This window comes from Nostoc sp. ChiSLP03a (assembly GCF_034531215.2).
Taxonomy (GTDB): domain Bacteria; phylum Cyanobacteriota; class Cyanobacteriia; order Cyanobacteriales; family Nostocaceae; genus Nostoc.
The window spans coordinates 16,975-35,215 of record NZ_JAVRBQ020000104.1; the positions used below are offsets into that span (position 1 = coordinate 16,975).

At 38.9% G+C, this 18,241-nt stretch carries 17 protein-coding genes and 1 pseudogene; 3 read left to right on the plus strand and 15 right to left on the minus strand.

Features of this window, described 5'->3' with window-relative positions; genetic code table 11:
* The first annotated feature begins 595 nt into the window (after positions 1–595).
* The gene (locus tag RMY32_RS17215) at positions 596–1,222 is read left to right on the plus strand and encodes a CPP1-like family protein (RefSeq protein ID WP_322710107.1); all 627 of its coding nucleotides are present in this window, start codon (positions 596–598) and stop codon (positions 1,220–1,222) included.
* A gap of 153 nt (positions 1,223–1,375) precedes the next feature.
* Here RMY32_RS17215 and RMY32_RS17220 read toward each other — a convergent pair whose 3' ends face one another.
* The 14 genes and pseudogenes from RMY32_RS17220 to RMY32_RS17285 form a co-directional block, all read right to left on the minus strand.
* Positions 1,376–2,068: an HAD family hydrolase gene (locus tag RMY32_RS17220; protein ID WP_322710108.1), complete on the minus strand. Its 693-nt coding sequence runs from the start codon at positions 2,066–2,068 to the stop codon at positions 1,376–1,378.
* A gap of 118 nt (positions 2,069–2,186) precedes the next feature.
* Positions 2,187–3,293: a 4-hydroxyphenylpyruvate dioxygenase gene (gene hppD, locus RMY32_RS17225; protein WP_322710110.1), complete on the minus strand. Its 1,107-nt coding sequence runs from the start codon at positions 3,291–3,293 to the stop codon at positions 2,187–2,189.
* A 106-nt stretch (positions 3,294–3,399) separates the two neighbouring features.
* Positions 3,400–4,104, minus strand: a complete 705-nt coding sequence (locus RMY32_RS17230; RefSeq protein WP_322710112.1) for an SDR family oxidoreductase — start codon at positions 4,102–4,104, stop codon at positions 3,400–3,402.
* Between the two features lie 81 nt (positions 4,105–4,185).
* Positions 4,186–5,025: a hypothetical protein gene (locus tag RMY32_RS17235; RefSeq protein ID WP_322710114.1), complete on the minus strand. Its 840-nt coding sequence runs from the start codon at positions 5,023–5,025 to the stop codon at positions 4,186–4,188.
* The gene (locus RMY32_RS17240) at positions 4,943–5,335 is read right to left on the minus strand and encodes a hypothetical protein (protein ID WP_322710116.1); all 393 of its coding nucleotides are present in this window, start codon (positions 5,333–5,335) and stop codon (positions 4,943–4,945) included. Before RMY32_RS17240 ends, RMY32_RS17235 begins: the two co-directional genes overlap by 83 nt.
* Before the next feature lie 318 nt (positions 5,336–5,653).
* Positions 5,654–6,433: a phosphate ABC transporter ATP-binding protein PstB gene (gene pstB, locus RMY32_RS17245; RefSeq protein WP_322710118.1), complete on the minus strand. Its 780-nt coding sequence runs from the start codon at positions 6,431–6,433 to the stop codon at positions 5,654–5,656.
* A gap of 351 nt (positions 6,434–6,784) precedes the next feature.
* Positions 6,785–8,126 (minus strand): annotated as a pseudogene (locus RMY32_RS17250) (IS4 family transposase).
* Positions 8,127–8,513: 387 nt separating this feature from the next.
* A complete protein-coding gene (pstB, locus tag RMY32_RS17255; protein WP_322710119.1) occupies positions 8,514–9,293 on the minus strand; it encodes a phosphate ABC transporter ATP-binding protein PstB in 780 nt (259 codons plus the stop codon).
* 119 nt (positions 9,294–9,412) lie between these two features.
* Positions 9,413–10,294, minus strand: coding sequence for a phosphate ABC transporter permease PstA (gene pstA / locus RMY32_RS17260; RefSeq protein ID WP_322710121.1), 882 nt, complete (start codon positions 10,292–10,294; stop codon positions 9,413–9,415).
* A gap of 73 nt (positions 10,295–10,367) precedes the next feature.
* Positions 10,368–11,342: a phosphate ABC transporter permease subunit PstC gene (pstC, locus tag RMY32_RS17265; protein ID WP_322710122.1), complete on the minus strand. Its 975-nt coding sequence runs from the start codon at positions 11,340–11,342 to the stop codon at positions 10,368–10,370.
* Positions 11,343–11,573: 231 nt separating this feature from the next.
* Positions 11,574–12,617: a phosphate ABC transporter substrate-binding protein PstS gene (pstS, locus tag RMY32_RS17270; protein ID WP_322710123.1), complete on the minus strand. Its 1,044-nt coding sequence runs from the start codon at positions 12,615–12,617 to the stop codon at positions 11,574–11,576.
* Between the two features lie 302 nt (positions 12,618–12,919).
* Positions 12,920–13,549, minus strand: a complete 630-nt coding sequence (locus tag RMY32_RS17275) for a DUF6745 domain-containing protein (protein WP_322710125.1) — start codon at positions 13,547–13,549, stop codon at positions 12,920–12,922.
* Positions 13,550–13,786: 237 nt separating this feature from the next.
* Entirely contained in the window at positions 13,787–14,356 is a 570-nt protein-coding gene (locus RMY32_RS17280) for a Uma2 family endonuclease (RefSeq protein WP_322710127.1), read from the minus strand.
* Positions 14,357–14,459: 103 nt separating this feature from the next.
* On the minus strand, positions 14,460–15,413 hold the full coding sequence (locus tag RMY32_RS17285) for a stage II sporulation protein M (protein WP_322710128.1): 954 nt from the start codon (positions 15,411–15,413) through the stop codon (positions 14,460–14,462).
* A gap of 80 nt (positions 15,414–15,493) precedes the next feature.
* On the opposite strand from RMY32_RS17285, the gene RMY32_RS17290 reads away from it, so the two are divergent.
* A complete protein-coding gene (locus RMY32_RS17290; protein WP_322710129.1) occupies positions 15,494–16,339 on the plus strand; it encodes a hypothetical protein in 846 nt (281 codons plus the stop codon).
* Between the two features lie 45 nt (positions 16,340–16,384).
* On the plus strand, positions 16,385–17,170 hold the full coding sequence (locus RMY32_RS17295) for an RDD family protein (protein WP_322710130.1): 786 nt from the start codon (positions 16,385–16,387) through the stop codon (positions 17,168–17,170).
* A 244-nt stretch (positions 17,171–17,414) separates the two neighbouring features.
* On the opposite strand, the gene RMY32_RS17300 is transcribed toward RMY32_RS17295, so the two are convergent.
* Positions 17,415–18,203, minus strand: a complete 789-nt coding sequence (locus RMY32_RS17300; protein ID WP_322710131.1) for a DUF1868 domain-containing protein — start codon at positions 18,201–18,203, stop codon at positions 17,415–17,417.
* Between the last annotated feature and the right edge of the window lie 38 nt (positions 18,204–18,241).

Below are 18,241 nucleotides of genomic sequence, written 5' to 3' on the forward strand. Positions count from 1 at the left end.
GCAGTTGCCACTTTGGGATTAACTAAGAATTTACATGGCTACGGTATAAGAATTCCGATCGCTCAAAAATAAATACTCTAATCAGGATTGTGGGCAATGAGAAGGCGAAACTTCTGTTAGCCAACAGTATATAAGCGCTCTGACTTTAACTGCAACCGTTCTTGATAGCAAGACACCTTCTCGATCCCAGTTAGGTGGTAACTTAAAACGTTTCAATTTTAAATCGATATGTGGATATATACCACAAGCGATTATTCAGTATAATTAAAAAAAACTCTTTTAGGGCACAGTAAATTGCCAGATTTGAAACATTAAAGTTGATTTTTTCATAAAAACCATGACTTTTAGGTACTCTCCGTTCAAATTATAGATTAGAGCCAGAATTAGACAACGACATGAGGGTATACACGGAGTTATAGCGATATGTTAAAGTGACTATAGTTGAAATTACAAAGTCGATCAAACTAACCCGTGCTACTATCCTGGTAGGGCATATAAATAGATCGGGACTTTAGTTTCGATCGAAATAAAACCTAAAATTGTTTTTTATTCGATAAAAGACTGCCGCTGATTGAGGCTGAAGTAACAAACTCCCATGAGCGATCAAAATCCCTACGAAAAACTTGGGGTATCAGAAGAGGCTAGCTTCGATGAAATTCAGGATGCTCGTAATCGCCTATTCGAGCAACATAATGGCGACGCCAAGCATTTAGAAGTGATTGAGGCGGCTTACGATGCGATTTTAATGGATCGCTTACGGATGCGCCAGGAAGGTAAAATCAAAGTCCCTGAGCGGATACGGTTTCCAGAGTTGCGAGTGCAATTGCCTCCTAAAGAAAGTCCAACCCCTCGCGAACAGTCACCCGCATGGCTGCAACGGATGCTGGATCAGCCAACGCCTGCGGATATACTCTTACCAGGAGCTTGGTTTCTCGGTTTGAGTTCTATTAGCCTGTTCTATCCAGAGGGAGGCGATCGGGTTTTGCAGTTAGCATTGGTGGTTGGTGTGGGAACTAGTATTTACTTTCTTAACCGCAAGGAAGGCAAATTTGGCCGAGCAGTTTTGTTCACCCTGGTCAGTTTAATAATTGGCCTAATCGTTGGGGGACTAATTGCTAGCTGGCTCTTACCACAAATATCATTTATCAGTCTGGAAACGAATCAGTTCTCTACTGTAGTGACGTTTATATTGTTGTGGTTAGTTAGTAGTTTTCTACGTTAAACCACTGCCCTAAGCAGGTTTCTATAAAGAAGACATGGTTTATGTGTGTTCTTCTAAAATAAAAAGTCAGGAGTCAGAATAGCTATTCTGACTCCTATTTTAATTTACAACCCGAATGCTGATTAATTGAATCTGTGGCAGGTACAGAGCGTTTTAGACAAGGTATTTAGCTTTTAGAACTAAATCTACAGCAGCGCTAAAATCCTGAACAATTAAGTCGGGGTGGTAAAGTTCTAATTGGGTGCGATCGCGAATCCCGGATTCTACAGCCATTACCTTGACACCATAATTTTTTGCAGCGGTAATGTCAGCTTCCGTATCGCCTACCATCCAAGTATCAGCAGCCGGAGGCAATTCTTTTAATGCCCTAGCCATCAACAAGGGCTTATCTTCAATATCGCGAGTTTTAACGTAGTCGTTAGTCAAGCAAAAACAACGATTTTCTGGGAAAAATTTGCCTAAATCATGTTTTTGGAAGGCATAATCTAGTTCCCGAAATCGGCGCATCGTCATCACAGCTAAATCAATTCCAGCTTGTTGAATTTTTAACAGTGCATCTACAGCACCAGGCGCGAGAGTGTCATAGTGAAAGTAAGGTTCTGTATGCACAGTTTGTCGCCGCAGCTGGGCAAATTCTTGAGCTTGGGCTTCGTCTAACCCAGAATTTAGCGCAATTTGTTTTTCGGGAATGCGCGATCGCTTTAACTGCCAAAATTCCGCTTTCGGAAGTTCTTGCACTACTTGATCTGGGCGACGGGTTTTATCTAAGCAGAATTGATAAACACGGTAGTACCGTTCGGAAACATCAATAATTGGGCCGTCGAAGTCAGTAATAAGTCTTAGCATCGGCGGTAAAAGTTAATTTTTATTAAGTTTATCTCAGATGTATGGCTATTTTTTGAGGGTATTAAGTCTAGCTAAAGGTTTTTTTGTAAACTTTTTTAAGAAAGTATCGATAATGACCTCATTGCAGCGTACCGCGTTTGATTTGTTCGCTTTCAATGGCTTCAAATAAGGCGCGAAAGTTACCTTCGCCAAAACCTTGAGCTTGGAAACGGCGTTCTATAAACTCAAAGAAAAATGTCGGCTGTTCAAATATTGGCTGGGTAAAAATTTGTAGTAATAAAGGTGCGATATTTCCTCCCTCTAAAGGAGTATATTCTTGCCAATCGACTAGAATTTCCTGTTGAGCTATCGCTTCTAATTCTAGAGGTGATAGCGTGATTCCTGGTCGCTGTTTTAGCTGCGAGTAGTAGGTTTGGGGAACCGAGAGTAAGGATAAACCACTGGCACGAAATTTAGCGATCGCATTCACAAGATTAGTCGTCCGCAAAGCAATATGTTGAATTCCTGGCCCCCGATTGACATCTAGAAATTCCTGAATTTGAGAATTCTTGGAAGCCGGTTCATTAATTGGCAATTGGACGATACCGTTGCGCGAAACCATCACCTGGCTGTGTAAAGCAGAGCGATTGGTTTTAATTTTAAATGCCTGCTGGGGTTGAAAATCTAGAATTTTTTCGTACCAAGCCACAGCACGATCCAATTCACCAACTGCCACGTTTAACACTATGTGATCTATGGCGGTAAAAGTGTTGTCATTTGTGATTTGTCCTACCCTGCGGGAAGCCGCTGGCGCGCCTATGTCATTTGTCATTTGTCCTTTCTCAAAAACCAATGACCTTTCTATTAACGTATGAGTCAGTCCACCCCAAGCGGCAACTTTGCCACATTTGATCGACGCCTTACCCTCATGGCGTTCCTGGATGGGTTGTAGGATTGTCGCACCGTGTTTTTGAGCTAGGGCGATCGCGCCTTCGACATCTTCGATAGCAAAAGCGACATCTGCCACACCAGGTGGATATTGACGGAGAAATTCCGCTACTGGACTTGTAGGCAACAGAGGTGAAGATAGAAAAAAGCAGACATCACCATTTTTCACTACTTCTGTACAAGTGTGAAATGAACTGATGCGATCGTTGGTTACTGCTTGAAAACCAAGATGGCGTACAAACCAATCTCGCCAAACTTTAGCGTCTTCTACATAGAAATGAACGCGATCAATTTTCATAGATATTGAAAATCCAGCATAACAGTTTATATATCTGTAAATTTTGCCTTTTCTACTAGATTTTCACGTCTTTCCTAAGCAAGAATTATGTAAGCGTACTCCCGCTCTAAAAGAACAAATGACTATCAGGTTGAATGTTAATTTCCATTGGCACAGCCTGCGGTTCGGCAGAAAGAGCAAAGAAAATCGCATTGGCAGCAGTTTCAGGACTAAGCATTTTTTTTCGGTCTACTTTTAGGTTGACGTTATCCCAAAAAGGAGAATCTACCCCACCAAAGTAGAATAGCGTGAACTTGATACCAAAACGTTTGAGTTCCTCTGCCATACACTTGCTAAAACCGACAACACCAAACTTAGAAGCCGAATAAGCCGCTGCCATCCCCATCGAATGTTTGCCCAGAATTCCTACGATATTACAGATGTGACCAAACTTGCGCTTTTGCATCTCTTCAGCAGCCGCTTGAGTGGTGTAAAAGCTACCTTTTAAATTGACATCTAACATTTTGTCTAAATCAGCGGGTTCTAGGCTGTTGTAGGGTTTGAGTATACCAGCGCCAGCTGCATTCACTAAAATATCAATTTGACCAAACTCAGCGATCGTCTTTTCTATCAAAGTATCTACCTGTTTGGGGTCAGTAATATCGGTGGGAACAGTCAAAACTTGTCCTGGTAAATCAGCAGCCAATGTGGTTAAACGAACTGTATCTCTCGCTGCCAGTACCAACCGGACTCCGGTAGGCGCAAGTTTTTGTGTTAAAGCTGAACCAATACCACCAGTAGCACCAACAATAACAACAACTTTATCCTGCATTATATTCTTTACATTTCTTTACATCTTTATACATAATACAGAATTACAGGCTCACGTTGTACGTAAACATCCAGAAAGTATTTATTCAAAGAGTAGCGGCATTACTTCATATTCCTTGCCACTAGCCTTTAATGTAAATGTGGGAGATGATTCTAAATATTTGGTAAAATTGGAACCTAGCTTTAGTTTTTTAATAATTGAATTAGGAGATTGTCCAGTTATTTTCTGTAATTCTGTACCTAATTTGGACACAGACAATTTAGTTTTGGGAGACTTTATTTGGATATCTTGAATAATTTTTAAAATTAATTTATCTAATGTTTTTTCATTAGAAATTTCCGCAGAATCTTCTTCTGAAATTGATTGTGCAAATGAATTATCTATAATAGGGGTAATTTCTTCAATTTCTGGTCGCTCATGATTAGATTTATTATCGATATTGGATCTTTCTTGAAATAAATTTGCAATAGTTGTCAACTTGTGTAATCGAGTATTGATTGAATCTTGTTCATTTTTAATTAAATCTTGAATTTGCTCAACCACTTTTTCCAAAGATGGAACTTCTGTTGCCATTGCTAAAGAATAAGGAGTTAATTTGCCAGTATTCCGGTTTTCTATATGTAAAGTTTGCCCTTGTCTGCGTACCCAATAGACAATTAATCCTTGGTTTTGGAGTTCGTTGCAAAGGTGAATTAAAATTCCATCGCTAGAACAGACTAATATTTCTTTAACTGTTGGATAAGAGCGTACAATACAAGCACCGAAAGCGATCATTTTTGCATCAGCACTATCCTTACCCTCTGGCACATGGACAAGCTGATAGCCACGGTTATATAGTTCAATATCTTGTTTTCCAATACTTGGATTTTTCCTTCCAGTTAGCAAATGCCATTTTAAATTGAAGAGGATATTTGCAGACACTAGCTAAAAATAATTCTGAATTAATATCTAATTTTAAGTTCTCTGCATCCAAAAGTAGAAGTGATATTCCTGTTTCTAATTGATGTTTTATTTCAGTTATTTGTTGAAATTTTTGAATAAATTGGCTCAAAGCAGCAGATTCTAACCAATCAGGCGATAATATCGTTTGCAACAGTTGTTCAGCTAATGTCAAACTAAAAGAGCTAAGGCTTTTCTCTGTGATTTTTTCTTCGGGCAGGTTTTTTAATAAAGAAAGTTCCGTCGTTTCAGCCGTAGATACTTTAGTATGTCCGTTGCTGTTAGCAAGCAAGTCAGTTTCTAAGGAACGAGAGAATACAGATTCTAGGAATTGTTTACCACAATTTTTGCAGAGGTAATTCTGCTTGTCATTCCGACGACCATTTTTACGATATGAAGTAGATTCGCACCGGGGACATTTCATTTTATGATTTAGGTGGTCTAGAGCAAATACTTGTCTTTAAATATATAGTATAAAAAAATACTGTCAATATGAGATTGCATTGCCTAACACCAGAAAAACTTAAAACAAGCGGAAATTCAATTTAACCCTTTATTTGTGCTTGCACTATGTATGAACCCTCTCAATAGCTAGAACTTAAGAAACACTTCAACCGATGCGAGCGAAAACATAGTCGCGGGTACGAGAGTCTACAGGGTTAGTAAAAATTTTATTAGTAGTACCAAATTCAACCATTTGAGTAATCCGATTTTCATTACTATAAAAGAAAGCCGTAAAATCAGATAGGCGAGCAACTTGCTGCATATTGTGAGTAACAATCACAATTGTCAATTCAGAACGCAAATTATGGATTAAATTCTCGATTTTCATACTACCCATAGGATCGAGACCTGAACAAGGCTCATCCATCAACAAAACGTTAGGTTTTACCGCTAAAGCACGGGCAATACATAATCTTTGCTGTTGACCACCAGAAAGCTCTAAAGCAGATTTGTGCAGTTTATTTTTCACTTCATCCCAAAGTTCGGCAGCTTTGATGGCAGATTCAACAATTCCATCTAATTCTACTTTTGGATGCCATCCAACTAACTTCACCCCATAAGCAACATTATCGTAAACGCTCATGGGAAAAAGATTTGGTTTGGGAAAAACCATACTAATTTGGCGACGTAAGCGATTGATGTTAACGCGACGCTCATAAATACTCTGCCCAAAAAATTCTACTTTTCCTTCAACCTTTACTTCTGCTTCTAATTCACTCATGCGATTTAACGATTTAAGAAAAGTAGACTTTCCACATCCACTAGAACCAATAATTGCCGTGACTTTGTTTTGGTAAATATCCATTGACACGCCTTCAACTATCTTTTGAGTGTCGTAAGAGAAGCTGAAGTTTTTGACTCTGATGGCTGGAATTAGTTTACTCATATTCCTAAAACGTGTGAAACAAAACCTGACTAGGTAAAGTAGTACAAATTAGCGCCGCTGTTTCACTATGTTACCCCCAAAAGGAGACATTCATGGAAATTACGTAGCCATGCAGTAGCTATACAGCAAATAAACTGTTAGTCGATACTTATATTTAAAGTTATGCTCCAAAATTTATCTTTTACAGGCTTTTTATATCTACCTTTCACACTTTAACTATACATAGGAATCATATTTGATTTTTGAACAAAATTAGGTATTGTAGTGGTGTGTCAAGGCTAAATTGTTGCAATAAATTTTCTTGTGGGATGGGTGTCCTCACCCGTCCGGGCGGGCATCTTGCCATAGGTGTCAAGTTAAGGCAGATGCCCAAATGTCAAGTGAGGTTGCGGCGTTGCGTCGGTGTCGCTGACGCACTGCCTTAACTAGTCCCATAGAGCGTTGATGCTCAACCACCCAAGGAATAAGTTGTAGTTGTGGGTTTTGTAAAAGTGCGCGGTGAAAAAAATACAAACTGCGAAAAACCATTTCGACAGAAATACGTTCAATAGGCTGTTGCAAAGCCACAGCTACGTCGGCAGACAAATCATTGAGTACTGCATAAAAAATCCAGGTAGCAAAGAAAAAGCATTTGCACACCATTAGTGCCGCCAACCCATAAATAAGATAAACCCAACAATCTTTTTGTGAGTAAAAATGCATCCTCAATTTTCCAACGTCGGCGATACAAATCACAGACTTGCTGTGGTGAAAGCTGTTGCGGGTCAAGGACATTAGTCAAATAATGATACCAAGTTTTACCCCAGAGTACTGACACTTGGCGCATCGGATAACAACTTAAATCAGTATGGTTGAGTCCGATTTGAATAATTTCATCTTTGTAATGAGAACTACTCGAAAGGCAGCGTACCACTTGATAGCGCACCTTGGCTTTTTGTCTAGTTAAAACATATTTTCTGGCTTCAGTTAGACTATCAAACCACTCAAACCCATAAAAGCCCATATCTGTAATCAGTAAACCACCCACTGGCGGGCGTTGTGTTATTTCACCCCACCATTTGGTTTCCTTGCGTTTGGCATCAGCGTCAAAAAACGCTGCAACTGGGCGATGGCTAAATGCTTCCACGACCATTAGCATCTTCCCACCTAAAACTGCACCTGTTTTTTGTTGCAGTTGCCCCAAGTGTTTTTTGACTGCTTCCAAAGTCGATGCATCCGCAATCCATACTGCACTAAACTTCTCTGCTACTGATGCCCAAGAAAGTGCAATTTCAATTGAATTTTTTTTGGCTGCTAGGCGCTCTACTACTTGCTCAAACAGCTTACTAAACAATTGTGCTGGCAAGCTCTCAAGCCGTTGAGATAATGCTTGCCGGCTTACAGACATTGCCTCTACCCACAACAATCCTTCAACTTCCAGGCAGCGAAGCACATCTGTTAAATAATTTATTTGTCGATATACCAAACTCAACACTATTGCTGCCATCACGGGTAGGGTTAGTATCCGCGATGCCTACGGCGGGCTACGCCTATTTCTCTGTTTGTCTTTTACATCTTTGAGATTGGCAAATGTCCCCGGACTTACCAGTTCAATCAACCGTGATTCTATCTCCTGATTTGTTGGGGCTGGGCAAGTTACCCGATGTCGAAAGTCTGGATTTCCTTGTTTTTTGCCTGGCTTACTCATGGCTATGATTAACACCCTTGTGTTGAGTTTAACCATTGAGTTTGACCTACTTGACAAGTTTCTATTTTTCTTAACTTGACACCTATGTCGTGTCGCCCACCCCACAAGAGCTAAATTTTTTGCACTATTTTAGGCTTGCCACGCCACTACGTATCTTTTCAGAAATCAAATACTAGTCCTATACCATCCTTTCTGATGAAAAAGGATTAGGTATGGTTCGATTTAAAATAGCTATGTAGAAATCAAAATCTGAAGATTGTATACTTTTCATAGGTAGTGAGGAGTTAATTTATTTATAAAGATAAATTAGTAACTTTTTTAAACTACACTTTATGAGTATTCTCTAGTGCAAGATAGCTCGACAAAAATCAATAAGTCACGCTAGAACGTACCTTAACCGAAACGTCCTGAAATATAGTCGCGGGTGCGGGGGTCTATTGGATTGTTAAAGATTTGCTCTGTAGCGCCAAATTCAACCATTTGACCAATCCGACTTTCATCGGTGCTAAAGAAAGCTGTAAAATCAGAAACGCGAGCGGCTTGCTGCATATTATGGGTGACGATCGCAATTGTCAACTCAGACTGTAAACTGTGGAGTAGCTCTTCAACTTTCATGGTGGCGATGGGGTCAAGAGCCGAACAAGGCTCATCCATCAGCAGAACTTTCGGCTTGACTGCTAAAGCACGGGCAATACATAATCTTTGTTGCTGACCACCAGAAAGTCCTAAAGCTGATTTATCGAGCTTATCTTTGACTTCATCCCAAAGAGCAGCGCTGTGAAGTGCAGATTCGACAATTTCATCTAATTCTAATTTTGAATGCCTACCTGCTATTCTCATCCCGTAGGCAACATTTTCGTAAATGCTTATCCCAAAAGGATTTGGTTTTTGAAATACCATACCAATTTGGCGGCGTAATCGATTTATGTTGACACGACGATCGTAAATATTTTGACCAAAAAATTCTACATCTCCTTCAACTTTGACAGGCCCTTCTAATTCGCTAATGCGATTAAGAATTTTGATGAAGGTAGATTTACCACAACCACTAGGGCCAATAATTGCGGTTACTTGGTTTTGGTAAATATCTATTGACACCTTTTCAATAGCTTTTGTTGTCCCGTAGTAAAAGCTGATGTTTTTAACTTTGATAGCTGGAATTAGGTTACTCATGCTAATTCGTAATTCGTAATTTTTAATTCGTAATTAAGGTATATCAAAACAAGGCTTTAGTCTGGCAGTTTACCATTTTAATATCGGACTTTGCAAAATAATACAAAAAGTTATTTATTTTACTTTAGTCTTCTTTGTCTAATAACTAAGCGAGAGAGAATACTGACAGATAAAATTAAGCTGAGTAGAACTATAGAAGTAGTCCATACCAATTGACTTTTTTGTGGATCGGGATCGTTGTAGAGGTTAAAAATTAATACTGGTAAAGAAGCTGTAGGACTTAACAATCCTTCTGACCAATCTAGACTAAATAAAGCAGTAAAAATTAAGGGTGCTGTTTCACCAGCTGCACGAGCTACAGCTAATAAAATGCCTGTAGTAATTCCGGGGATTGCAGTAGTTACAACAATGCGAAAAGTAGTTTGGAAATGAGTTCCACCTAAAGCAGCAGAGGCGAGACGTTGAGATGTCGGAATCAATTTTAAGGATTCTTCTGTTGTCAATATAATTACAGGTAGCATAATCACAGCTAAAGCAAAACCACCTGCGATCGCACTAAATCCTTTAGTTACCAAAACTATCACACCATAAGCAAACACGCCGACAACAATTGAAGGTACGCCTGTAAGAATGCTGGTGACAAAGCGAACAATACTAGCAACTGGGTTAGTTTGACCAAATTCTGCTAAGAAAATTCCTGTTATTATCCCTGTGGGAATGCTAAAAATAGCACCAATCATCACCATGATTATGGTTCCCAAGATGGCATTGCCAAAGCCATTATCAATAACTGCTTTGACAAACATTTCTGATTTGAGTCCAGATATTCCCCGGATAAAAATTTCCCACAAAATTGACAATAAAGGAATGAGTACTAGACCTGTAAGACCAAAAGCGATCGCATTCATTGCGTATGTAAATATTACTCGCTTTCTTGGCAGAGGGCTGCATAATTCTGTTGCCAAAAATTCATCTTTTTCTGATTGAATGTAACCACTCATAAATTTGACAAAATTTGATTGATAAATATTTTGTTAACTGAGGTATTTGTAGTAATTTGAAAAGGAGATAGTGTTATTTATTTTTTCTGCCAACCCACTTCACCAAGATGACAGCACCAATATTTACAGCTAAAGTCAACCCAAATAAAATTAATGCTAAATAACTTAAAGCACCTATATGCAAACCCGGTTCAGCTTCAGCAAATTCATTAGCTAATACAGAGGGAATTGTATAAGCTGGATCGAGTAAAGAAACGCTGATTTGAGCAGAGTTACCAATCACCATAGTAACGGCCATTGTTTCACCCAAAGCCCGTCCTAGAGCAAGCATTGCTGCACTTACTATTCCAGAAAATCCAGATGGTAGCAAGACTCGAAAAATTGTTTCCCAACGAGTGCCACCCAAAGCCATAGATGCAGAACGTAATTCTTTCGGGATAGCCATTAAGACATCACGACTAATTGCTGCCATTGTCGGCAAAATCATGATGGCAAGAATAACCCCGGCAGTCAACATATTAGTCCCAGAAGGATCTTCTGTATTAAACAGTGGTATCCATTTCAAAGTACTGGCTAACCACTTTTGCAGAGGTTCTAGAACTGGAATAAAGACAAAAATCGCCCACAAACCAATAATTACACTAGGAATTGCAGCAATTAATTCAACAACAAATGCTAGGGTGATTCGCAGCGATGAAGGTAAAAAATTCTCACTCGTAACTAAGGCTACTGCAATTCCCACAGGGACAGCAAATAAAATAGCGATCGCACTACTTACCAAAGTTCCATAAATATAGGGTAATGCACCAAAAACCTGATTACCCGTATCCCAATCTTGTCCCCACAAAAACCCCATTCCAAACTGCTTAATGGCTGGTAGAGCTTCGTGTAAAATTACCCAACTCATCAACAATAGTATTGCAACGGTAATTACAGCAAAAAAGTATACTAACCGTGTGAAACCTTGGTCAAACCAAAAATTTACATCGTTGGTAGTAGTTAGATTGAAATTTTCATCGCCTAGATTTGAATCGTCTGATAATGCCATTACAAATCAATAAAATAGATTTTACTTACTAGGAGAGCGAGTTATTAACTCAGTCTGTCATTCGTCATTAGTCATTTGTCCTTGGTTATTTGTAATTACAAAGGACAAATGACCAAGGACGACCATAACAAAAATTTTCACAATCTCATTTAGGATTGCTATATTCAAAGCATCCTTCCCTTTTTAAGGGAATTGGGAAATCTCTTGTACGTAATTTCTAAAAATTACAAATTAAGGCTTGACAGAGCTATTCACTGTCTGAAGCACTCGATTTGCTACATCAGATGGAATTTTGGTGTAGTTCAGATCGTCGTTATACTGTTGACCGTCTTTCAATACCCAATTAATCCATTTCTTAATTGCATCAGCTTTAGCAGCATTAGCATACTGTTTGTAAACCATTATCCAAGTAAGACCGACAATGGGATAACCTTGTCCTGGATCTCCTATAAAAACGCGGTAGTTGTCTGGGAAAGTGACAGTTGATAAAGCTGCATTTGCAGATTCTAAAGAAGGAGCAACAAATTCTCCGTTCTTATTTTGTACCAATGCTGATTTCAGATTATTTTTGACAGCGTAGCTATATTCAACATAACCAATAGAACCAGGAGTCCGAGCTACTATAGCAGCTACACCTGGATTTCCTTTGCCTTTGAGAACATTTGGCAGATTCCATTTTGGAGCAGTGTTAGTTCCAACTCTGCCTTTAAAATAACCGCTGATGGCACTCAAGTGATTTGTAAAAATGAAAGTTGTACCGCTACCATCGGCACGAACAGCAAATTTAATTGTTTGATTTGGTAGATTAGCGCCTGGATTATCAGCTTTAATTTTCGCGTCATTCCATTTGGTAATTTGACCTGAATAAATTGCTGGTAGTGTAGCGCGAGATAATTTGAGATTGTTAACGCCTGGAAGATTGTAAACAACAGAAACAGCACCGCCTGCTGTCGGTACTAAAATTGCACCATTCTTGACTTTAGCAATTTCATCATCTTTCATTGCAGCATCACTACCACCAAAGTCAACGGTTCCAGCGATGACTTGACGAATACCACCACCACTACCAATTGCTTGGTAGTTAATTTTCAAGTCTGGATATTTCTTCTTCACTTCACGAGCATAGCGTTCGTAAAGCGGAGCTGGGAAAGTTGCTCCTGCACCATTGAGAGTTTCAGCTTGTGCGATCGCACCAAAAAATGGACTAAGTGCAACAGAAGTTGTCACCATTGAAGTAGCAATGGCACGATTCAATATGGCGGTCGAAAAAATCATATTACCTCTAATTCAAGGAATACTTAACTGCTGTAATTCCAGTCTTAAATAGGCTACATTTTTTATGGTTAAAGCTTCTTTAACAATTGATGAGCAAGAAATTAAGATATATTTAAATATTTAATTAAAAAGTTTTTTCTTATTGATTTTTACTGACTAAATTATTTGATTAAAAATTAATAAAAATTTAAAATAAATTTTAAATAATTAAAATTGCGTAAATCATGCAATCTAAAAATTTTCACTTCAGTAAAAAAGAGATAAACATCTGTGTTTATCGGTGAGCCCCTAGAATTGCACATCTAAACAGACTCAGGATCTTGCTCCTGATAATATCGCTCTTCTTGAGAAGGATGTTTTCCGTGGCAAGCATAAACACTATAGCCGTCAGCAAATTGAAGAGCAGCTTCCCCTTCAGCATGAAGCATATTTTCTTCGTCAAAAGACAACTTGCAAGGGCGATCGCAGACTATACAAACCTTTTCAAATTGGAATATTAAACCACAATGTTGAATCAATTCTTGAAGTACATTCCATTTTTTCTTATCGTGTTGAAGGTTAAGAACTGAGATACAAAAATCTAACATACAACCCAAAATTGCCCATTCTGCTGGTCTAGTCAGGTTGTTTGTAAAGTATAAAATATCAGTAAATTCAAGTTCAAGCTTGTCGAGATCGGCAATTAGTTGATGTTTAAGACATCTTCCTGTATACGGAAAGTATGAAACTAGTGGATGACTCTCAGTTGAGTAGTACGGAAATTCAGGGTGTTGAACTTGGTTCCGCAATCTGATACAGAGATGTTCGTCAAGTTGTTCCGTTATTCCATGTAGAAGGTGATCTATTACTCTTTTACCTAATTTCATGTGGATATCGCGCCCTAAATATGCCTTAAAATTCTCAATAGTAAGAATCTTCTCAATTGCGGTCATCGGACTGCTATAGAATAATATCTCAGGCTCAGGATAATCACTCACCGCATAAGCAGTTTTGATTATTGCTGCGACTTTTTCTTGCTCAATTGATTCAGTTGATATTTGTATCGATCACCACTTGTCTCTATAGATAGGAAGGATTGCCTGTTGTTCATCAGATAGTTCGGTGATAATGCGTTTTGGCATATATATTTTCAGTATAAAAATAGTAAGTTGGGTTAAACAAAATATTTGTTACGCAGTCACCTTTAACCACCCAAAAATATCAACCACCGTCAACTGTAAACCCTGACAGAACTCTGGCACTGGTAAAACAGATTCAATTTCCTCAAAAGGTAAAGGTTGTTGTCCAGCAGGATAAGCAGCAATGAATCGCTCATCAGGATCAATTAACCAACCCATTTGAGTTCCGTGATTGAGAGCGTGTAAGATTTTTTTTGTAACTTTTGTATGGCTTTGTTTGGGGGAGAAAATTTCGATTATCCAGTCGGGTGCTGCGGCAAATGTATTGGTAATATCATCATTTTCGTCTACAGGAAGCCTTGCCCAAGAGAAGACAGCGACATCGGGGACTATAGAACGTCCTGCAAAAGTGCAACGTAATTCTGGAAAAGCCCAACCCATTTTTTGGACTTTAATAACAGAATTGATTGTGGGACAGAGTTCTCCTTGAATAGTACTATGTTTTCCTTGAGGCATAGGTTTTGGAATGATTTGACCGTCAATGTATTCAGAATACGGTTTAGTTTCTGGTAGTGTGAGAAACTCTTCTAGAGTCAATCTTTTATTTGATGTTTGTACCATGATTATCCTAACTTCAATTTATGATGATTTATTTACATAGTTAGTATTTACCTTATTCTAAAATACTTTTTAAATTTACCAATCAGCCGCAATCTAAATTATTTTATGTTTCCTTGCGGTTACAATACATTACCAAAAGTATAAATAATCCTATCCCTGCTAGGTATTTAATTGCATCAGGTACATTAGGATTAGGAGAGAAAAAGCCTTCGATCGCACCAGCAATAATCAACATTGGTACAATCCCAAATACTAGCTGCACCGCTTGATATCCATAAAATTTCAGTGCATCTCCACGGCGATATTTACCAGGAAATAAAATTGCTCTTGCTAATAAAAATCCCGCACCCCCAGCAAAAAAGATTGCAGGTAATTCTAAGGAACCATGCGGAAATACAAAGGCCCAAAAAGGATAAGCCAGATTATTTTGACCGACTAAAGTACTAACAGCACCAATTAATAAACCATTAAATACCATCAAATAGGCTGTGTATGCTCCACCTGTCATACCACCAGCAACAGCCCCAAAAGACACCGACAAATTATTGATTGCGATGCCGCTGGATGCCAGAGGTTCAACACCAACAATTGAACCCATCCATAATTTATGCTCATCTCGCACTTTGGTAATCAAGCTTTCAGGTACAATCAAAGGCATAAAGCTGGGGTTTTGCCAAGAATACCACCAAGCCACTAGTGCGCCTAGTAGAAATAGCGCCGTTGCCATAGCAATATATACAAATGATTTCTGGACTACAGATGGTAATCCCCAACGATAAAATTCTAAGATTGCCTGCCATTCCTGCCGCCGCGAACCTTGGTAAATCTGCGTGTAAGCACGAGTTGTTAAAGATTGTAAACTTTGGATTAAAGTATTGCCGATTTGCTGAGTGCGGGCGCGTGCCAAATCTGCCGCTACGGAACGATACAAACTTGCTAACTCTCTAATTTCTGCTGCCTGTAAGGACTTTAACCCTTTTTTTTCTATCTGCCTTAATAGGGCATCTAAACGCTGCCAATTCGGTTCTCGTCGCGCAATCCAACGTTGAATATTCATGAATTTTGGGAACACTGAGTTTAACTTAGCTTAAGATAGCCTCAAATCGATCTCCGTAATTTCAAGGGAAATTTAGCATTATGTCTGAAAACTTTGGATCTTCCGGCCAGATACAACCACTGAGTATCGGTAACGTTGTCAGTGCTGCGGTACGGTTGTATCGTTCTCATTTGAAGACTTATCTTAACCTAGCTGCGATCGCTCATTTGTGGGTTCTGCTTCCTGTGTATGGTTGGGCAAAATATGCAGCCATTTCTGGACTAATTTCACGCTTGGCTTTTGGAGAATTGATTTACCAACCTGAAGGTGTTCAAACTGCCAGGAGCCATATTAATCCACGTCTTTGGTCATTTTTAAGAGTTGGTTTGCAAGTAGGTATATATTTACTGCTAATTTATATTGGATTAGCGATCGTGGGCGGTGTAGTAGCTAGCTTGATCGGAGTAGCATTAGGAGGAATATTAGGTACTTCAGGCGTTATAGTCATAACCACATTGGTAATAATTGTAACGGCAGGCATTATATTATTAGGACTAACCTGGTTCTACTCTCGTTGGATAGTAGCTGAAGTGCCTTTAGCAGTTGAAGAAAATATCAATGGTGGCGAAAGTGTTGCCAGAAGTTGGGAGTTAACTAAAGCCTCAGTCTTTCGCATTCAAGGCATTGTTTTAGTTGGTTTTATCGTTACAATGCCGTTGGTGTTTGCATTAAACTATATACCTAGCTTATTCCTAATTAAACTTGAGCCTGGTACTGCTATTTACTCGATTGTGTATATTATTTCTGTGATTGGCAGTTTGATCGGTGGAGTTTTAGTCATGCCATTCTGGCAAGCACTAAAAGCTGTTTTATACTTGGACTTGCGTAGTCGGCGTGAAGGTCTAGGTTTGCAATTACGAGAACCTCCCTCGCAAGATTTTCGTTAACTCAACATCTTAATCCAACTCTATTAATTTTGAATTAGTTAAAATATGCGCTTTTTTAATCGCATCACATTCCAGACTCCAGAAAGTGTAGAGTTGGAATTCACTCTAGCGGGAATCGGGAATCGAGTTTTGGCACTCCTGATTGACTATACAGTGTTGGGTGTAACTTTGCTTCTGTTTGTCCTTACTTGGAGTGTCTTCTCAACACAGCTGTTAAATTTTGTTGAATACTTTTTTGCTAAATTACCAAGTTTAGATATTTGGTTGTTAGCAATTTTCTTCATTATCGCCTTTGTAATTTACATCGGCTATTTTGTATTTTTTGAAACCTTATGGTTTGGGGAAACTCCTGGTAAACGATTTGCTAAAATTCGTGTAGTTCGAGATGATGGTAGATTGATCGGGCTACAACAAGCAACGCTACGTGCTTTACTGCGACCCTTTGATGAAACTTTGTTTATCGGTGCTTTTTTAATTATGTTGGGTAGCCGTGAAAAACGCTTAGGTGATTTGGCTGCTGGCACAATTGTAATTCAAACCCAAGCACCAACTGCATCTGCAAGATTGACAATTTCAGAACAAGCAAAAGGACTTTATGAACAGTTAATTGAAATTGCTGATTTCTCGCAATTGATGCCAGATGATTTTGCTGTTATTCGTGAGTATTTACAGCGACGCGGTGCAATGTCGTTAAAGGCAAGAACCTCACTATCTCTAAAGCTAGCCGAGCAAGTTAAAGCTATTATTAATTTAGAAAAATTGCCAGAAGCTGTTACGCCTGATGTTTTTTTAGAAGCAATTTACCTCGGTTATCAACAACTGAAATTTTAAGCTAATTAATAATGAGTATTTAGAGGATGTTTGAAAATTCATAATTGGTGTATCAACGTTTTTTTACCCCACCCTACCCCTCCCCGTATGTATTGGGAAGGGAACTAGATTTTCCAGTTTTCACCCAATACACACGGGGGGATTAAGGGGGGTAAAAATTCGATTAAAATCACAGCCAACCACTTTTCAAACAAGTTATTAGTAGTCAGTATTACTCACTGACTACTAAATACTAACTAATTACTTAAAAATCCAAAATCGGCCAGTCTGATTCGCGATAATAGTGTGTCATGTTGTCAAACTTTCGTAATTCAACACGATCGATCGAGAATTCGGGCAAATTCAACAGCCATTGTTCATTCAATTGAGAAAGTATAGTGCTGAAATTTATCCGGTCTAGGTCAGATGAAACCTCCCCAAAATAGGCTAATGTAACATGGGCTGTGAAGTGATAATGCTGCTCAATACCCAAGGCAATTAACTTGGGATTTTGATAAATTGTTCGACGAAATTGAATAATTTCCTCGTAACAACGTTCATCTTGGGGGACTAAACAAATGGCTATGGCTCTTGGCATCAGTATTAGTCCCAGCATTTGCCATTTAATTGGATGACTTCTGTTTGTCATCAATTGTTGATATTTTTGAAATATTTCAGCTAAACAAGAGTGTAACTCCTCGTCAAATTTAGGATTTTTTTCGTAGGCATCAAGGTAAGCATTGTCCCAAATTAAATCCGCTAAAGTCAGATGGAAGCTAGCAGGAGGTACAGGTACAATCAAATTACGGTTTACAGGCAACTGCAAAAGTTCCTGTTGATAAGTCTGTAATTTGGCATAGAAAGCAGAATTGTGTGATTCTTCTTCTGCCGGCGGGGTAATTAGCGTATAGCCAGGAAAGGATGCCGCTTGTCTCAACCCAGAATTTAGCTGAAATTTAGAAGATTCCTGAATATGCTGGGCTTGGGATCTGTAGGCTTCTGGCAGCGTCAGTCTTGCTAACCGATTTAAGTAAGTTTGATAGTTGTCGTCCAATCTTCATAGCCTCACGCTCTCACTTGATAGATTTTAGG

Coding starts and splice junctions, on each gene's coding strand:
- RMY32_RS17215 (WP_322710107.1), top strand. CDS start 596: ATGAGCGATCAAAATCCCTACGAAAAACTTGGGGTATCAGAAGAGGCT.
- RMY32_RS17220 (WP_322710108.1), bottom strand. CDS start 2,068: ATGCTAAGACTTATTACTGACTTCGACGGCCCAATTATTGATGTTTCC.
- hppD (WP_322710110.1), bottom strand. CDS start 3,293: ATGAAAATTGATCGCGTTCATTTCTATGTAGAAGACGCTAAAGTTTGG.
- RMY32_RS17230 (WP_322710112.1), bottom strand. CDS start 4,104: ATGCAGGATAAAGTTGTTGTTATTGTTGGTGCTACTGGTGGTATTGGT.
- pstB (WP_322710118.1), bottom strand. CDS start 6,433: ATGAGTAAACTAATTCCAGCCATCAGAGTCAAAAACTTCAGCTTCTCT.
- pstB (WP_322710119.1), bottom strand. CDS start 9,293: ATGAGTAACCTAATTCCAGCTATCAAAGTTAAAAACATCAGCTTTTAC.
- pstA (WP_322710121.1), bottom strand. CDS start 10,294: ATGAGTGGTTACATTCAATCAGAAAAAGATGAATTTTTGGCAACAGAA.
- pstC (WP_322710122.1), bottom strand. CDS start 11,342: ATGGCATTATCAGACGATTCAAATCTAGGCGATGAAAATTTCAATCTA.
- pstS (WP_322710123.1), bottom strand. CDS start 12,617: ATGATTTTTTCGACCGCCATATTGAATCGTGCCATTGCTACTTCAATG.
- RMY32_RS17275 (WP_322710125.1), bottom strand. CDS start 13,549: ATGACCGCAATTGAGAAGATTCTTACTATTGAGAATTTTAAGGCATAT.
- RMY32_RS17280 (WP_322710127.1), bottom strand. CDS start 14,356: ATGGTACAAACATCAAATAAAAGATTGACTCTAGAAGAGTTTCTCACA.
- RMY32_RS17285 (WP_322710128.1), bottom strand. CDS start 15,413: ATGAATATTCAACGTTGGATTGCGCGACGAGAACCGAATTGGCAGCGT.
- RMY32_RS17290 (WP_322710129.1), top strand. CDS start 15,494: ATGTCTGAAAACTTTGGATCTTCCGGCCAGATACAACCACTGAGTATC.
- RMY32_RS17295 (WP_322710130.1), top strand. CDS start 16,385: ATGCGCTTTTTTAATCGCATCACATTCCAGACTCCAGAAAGTGTAGAG.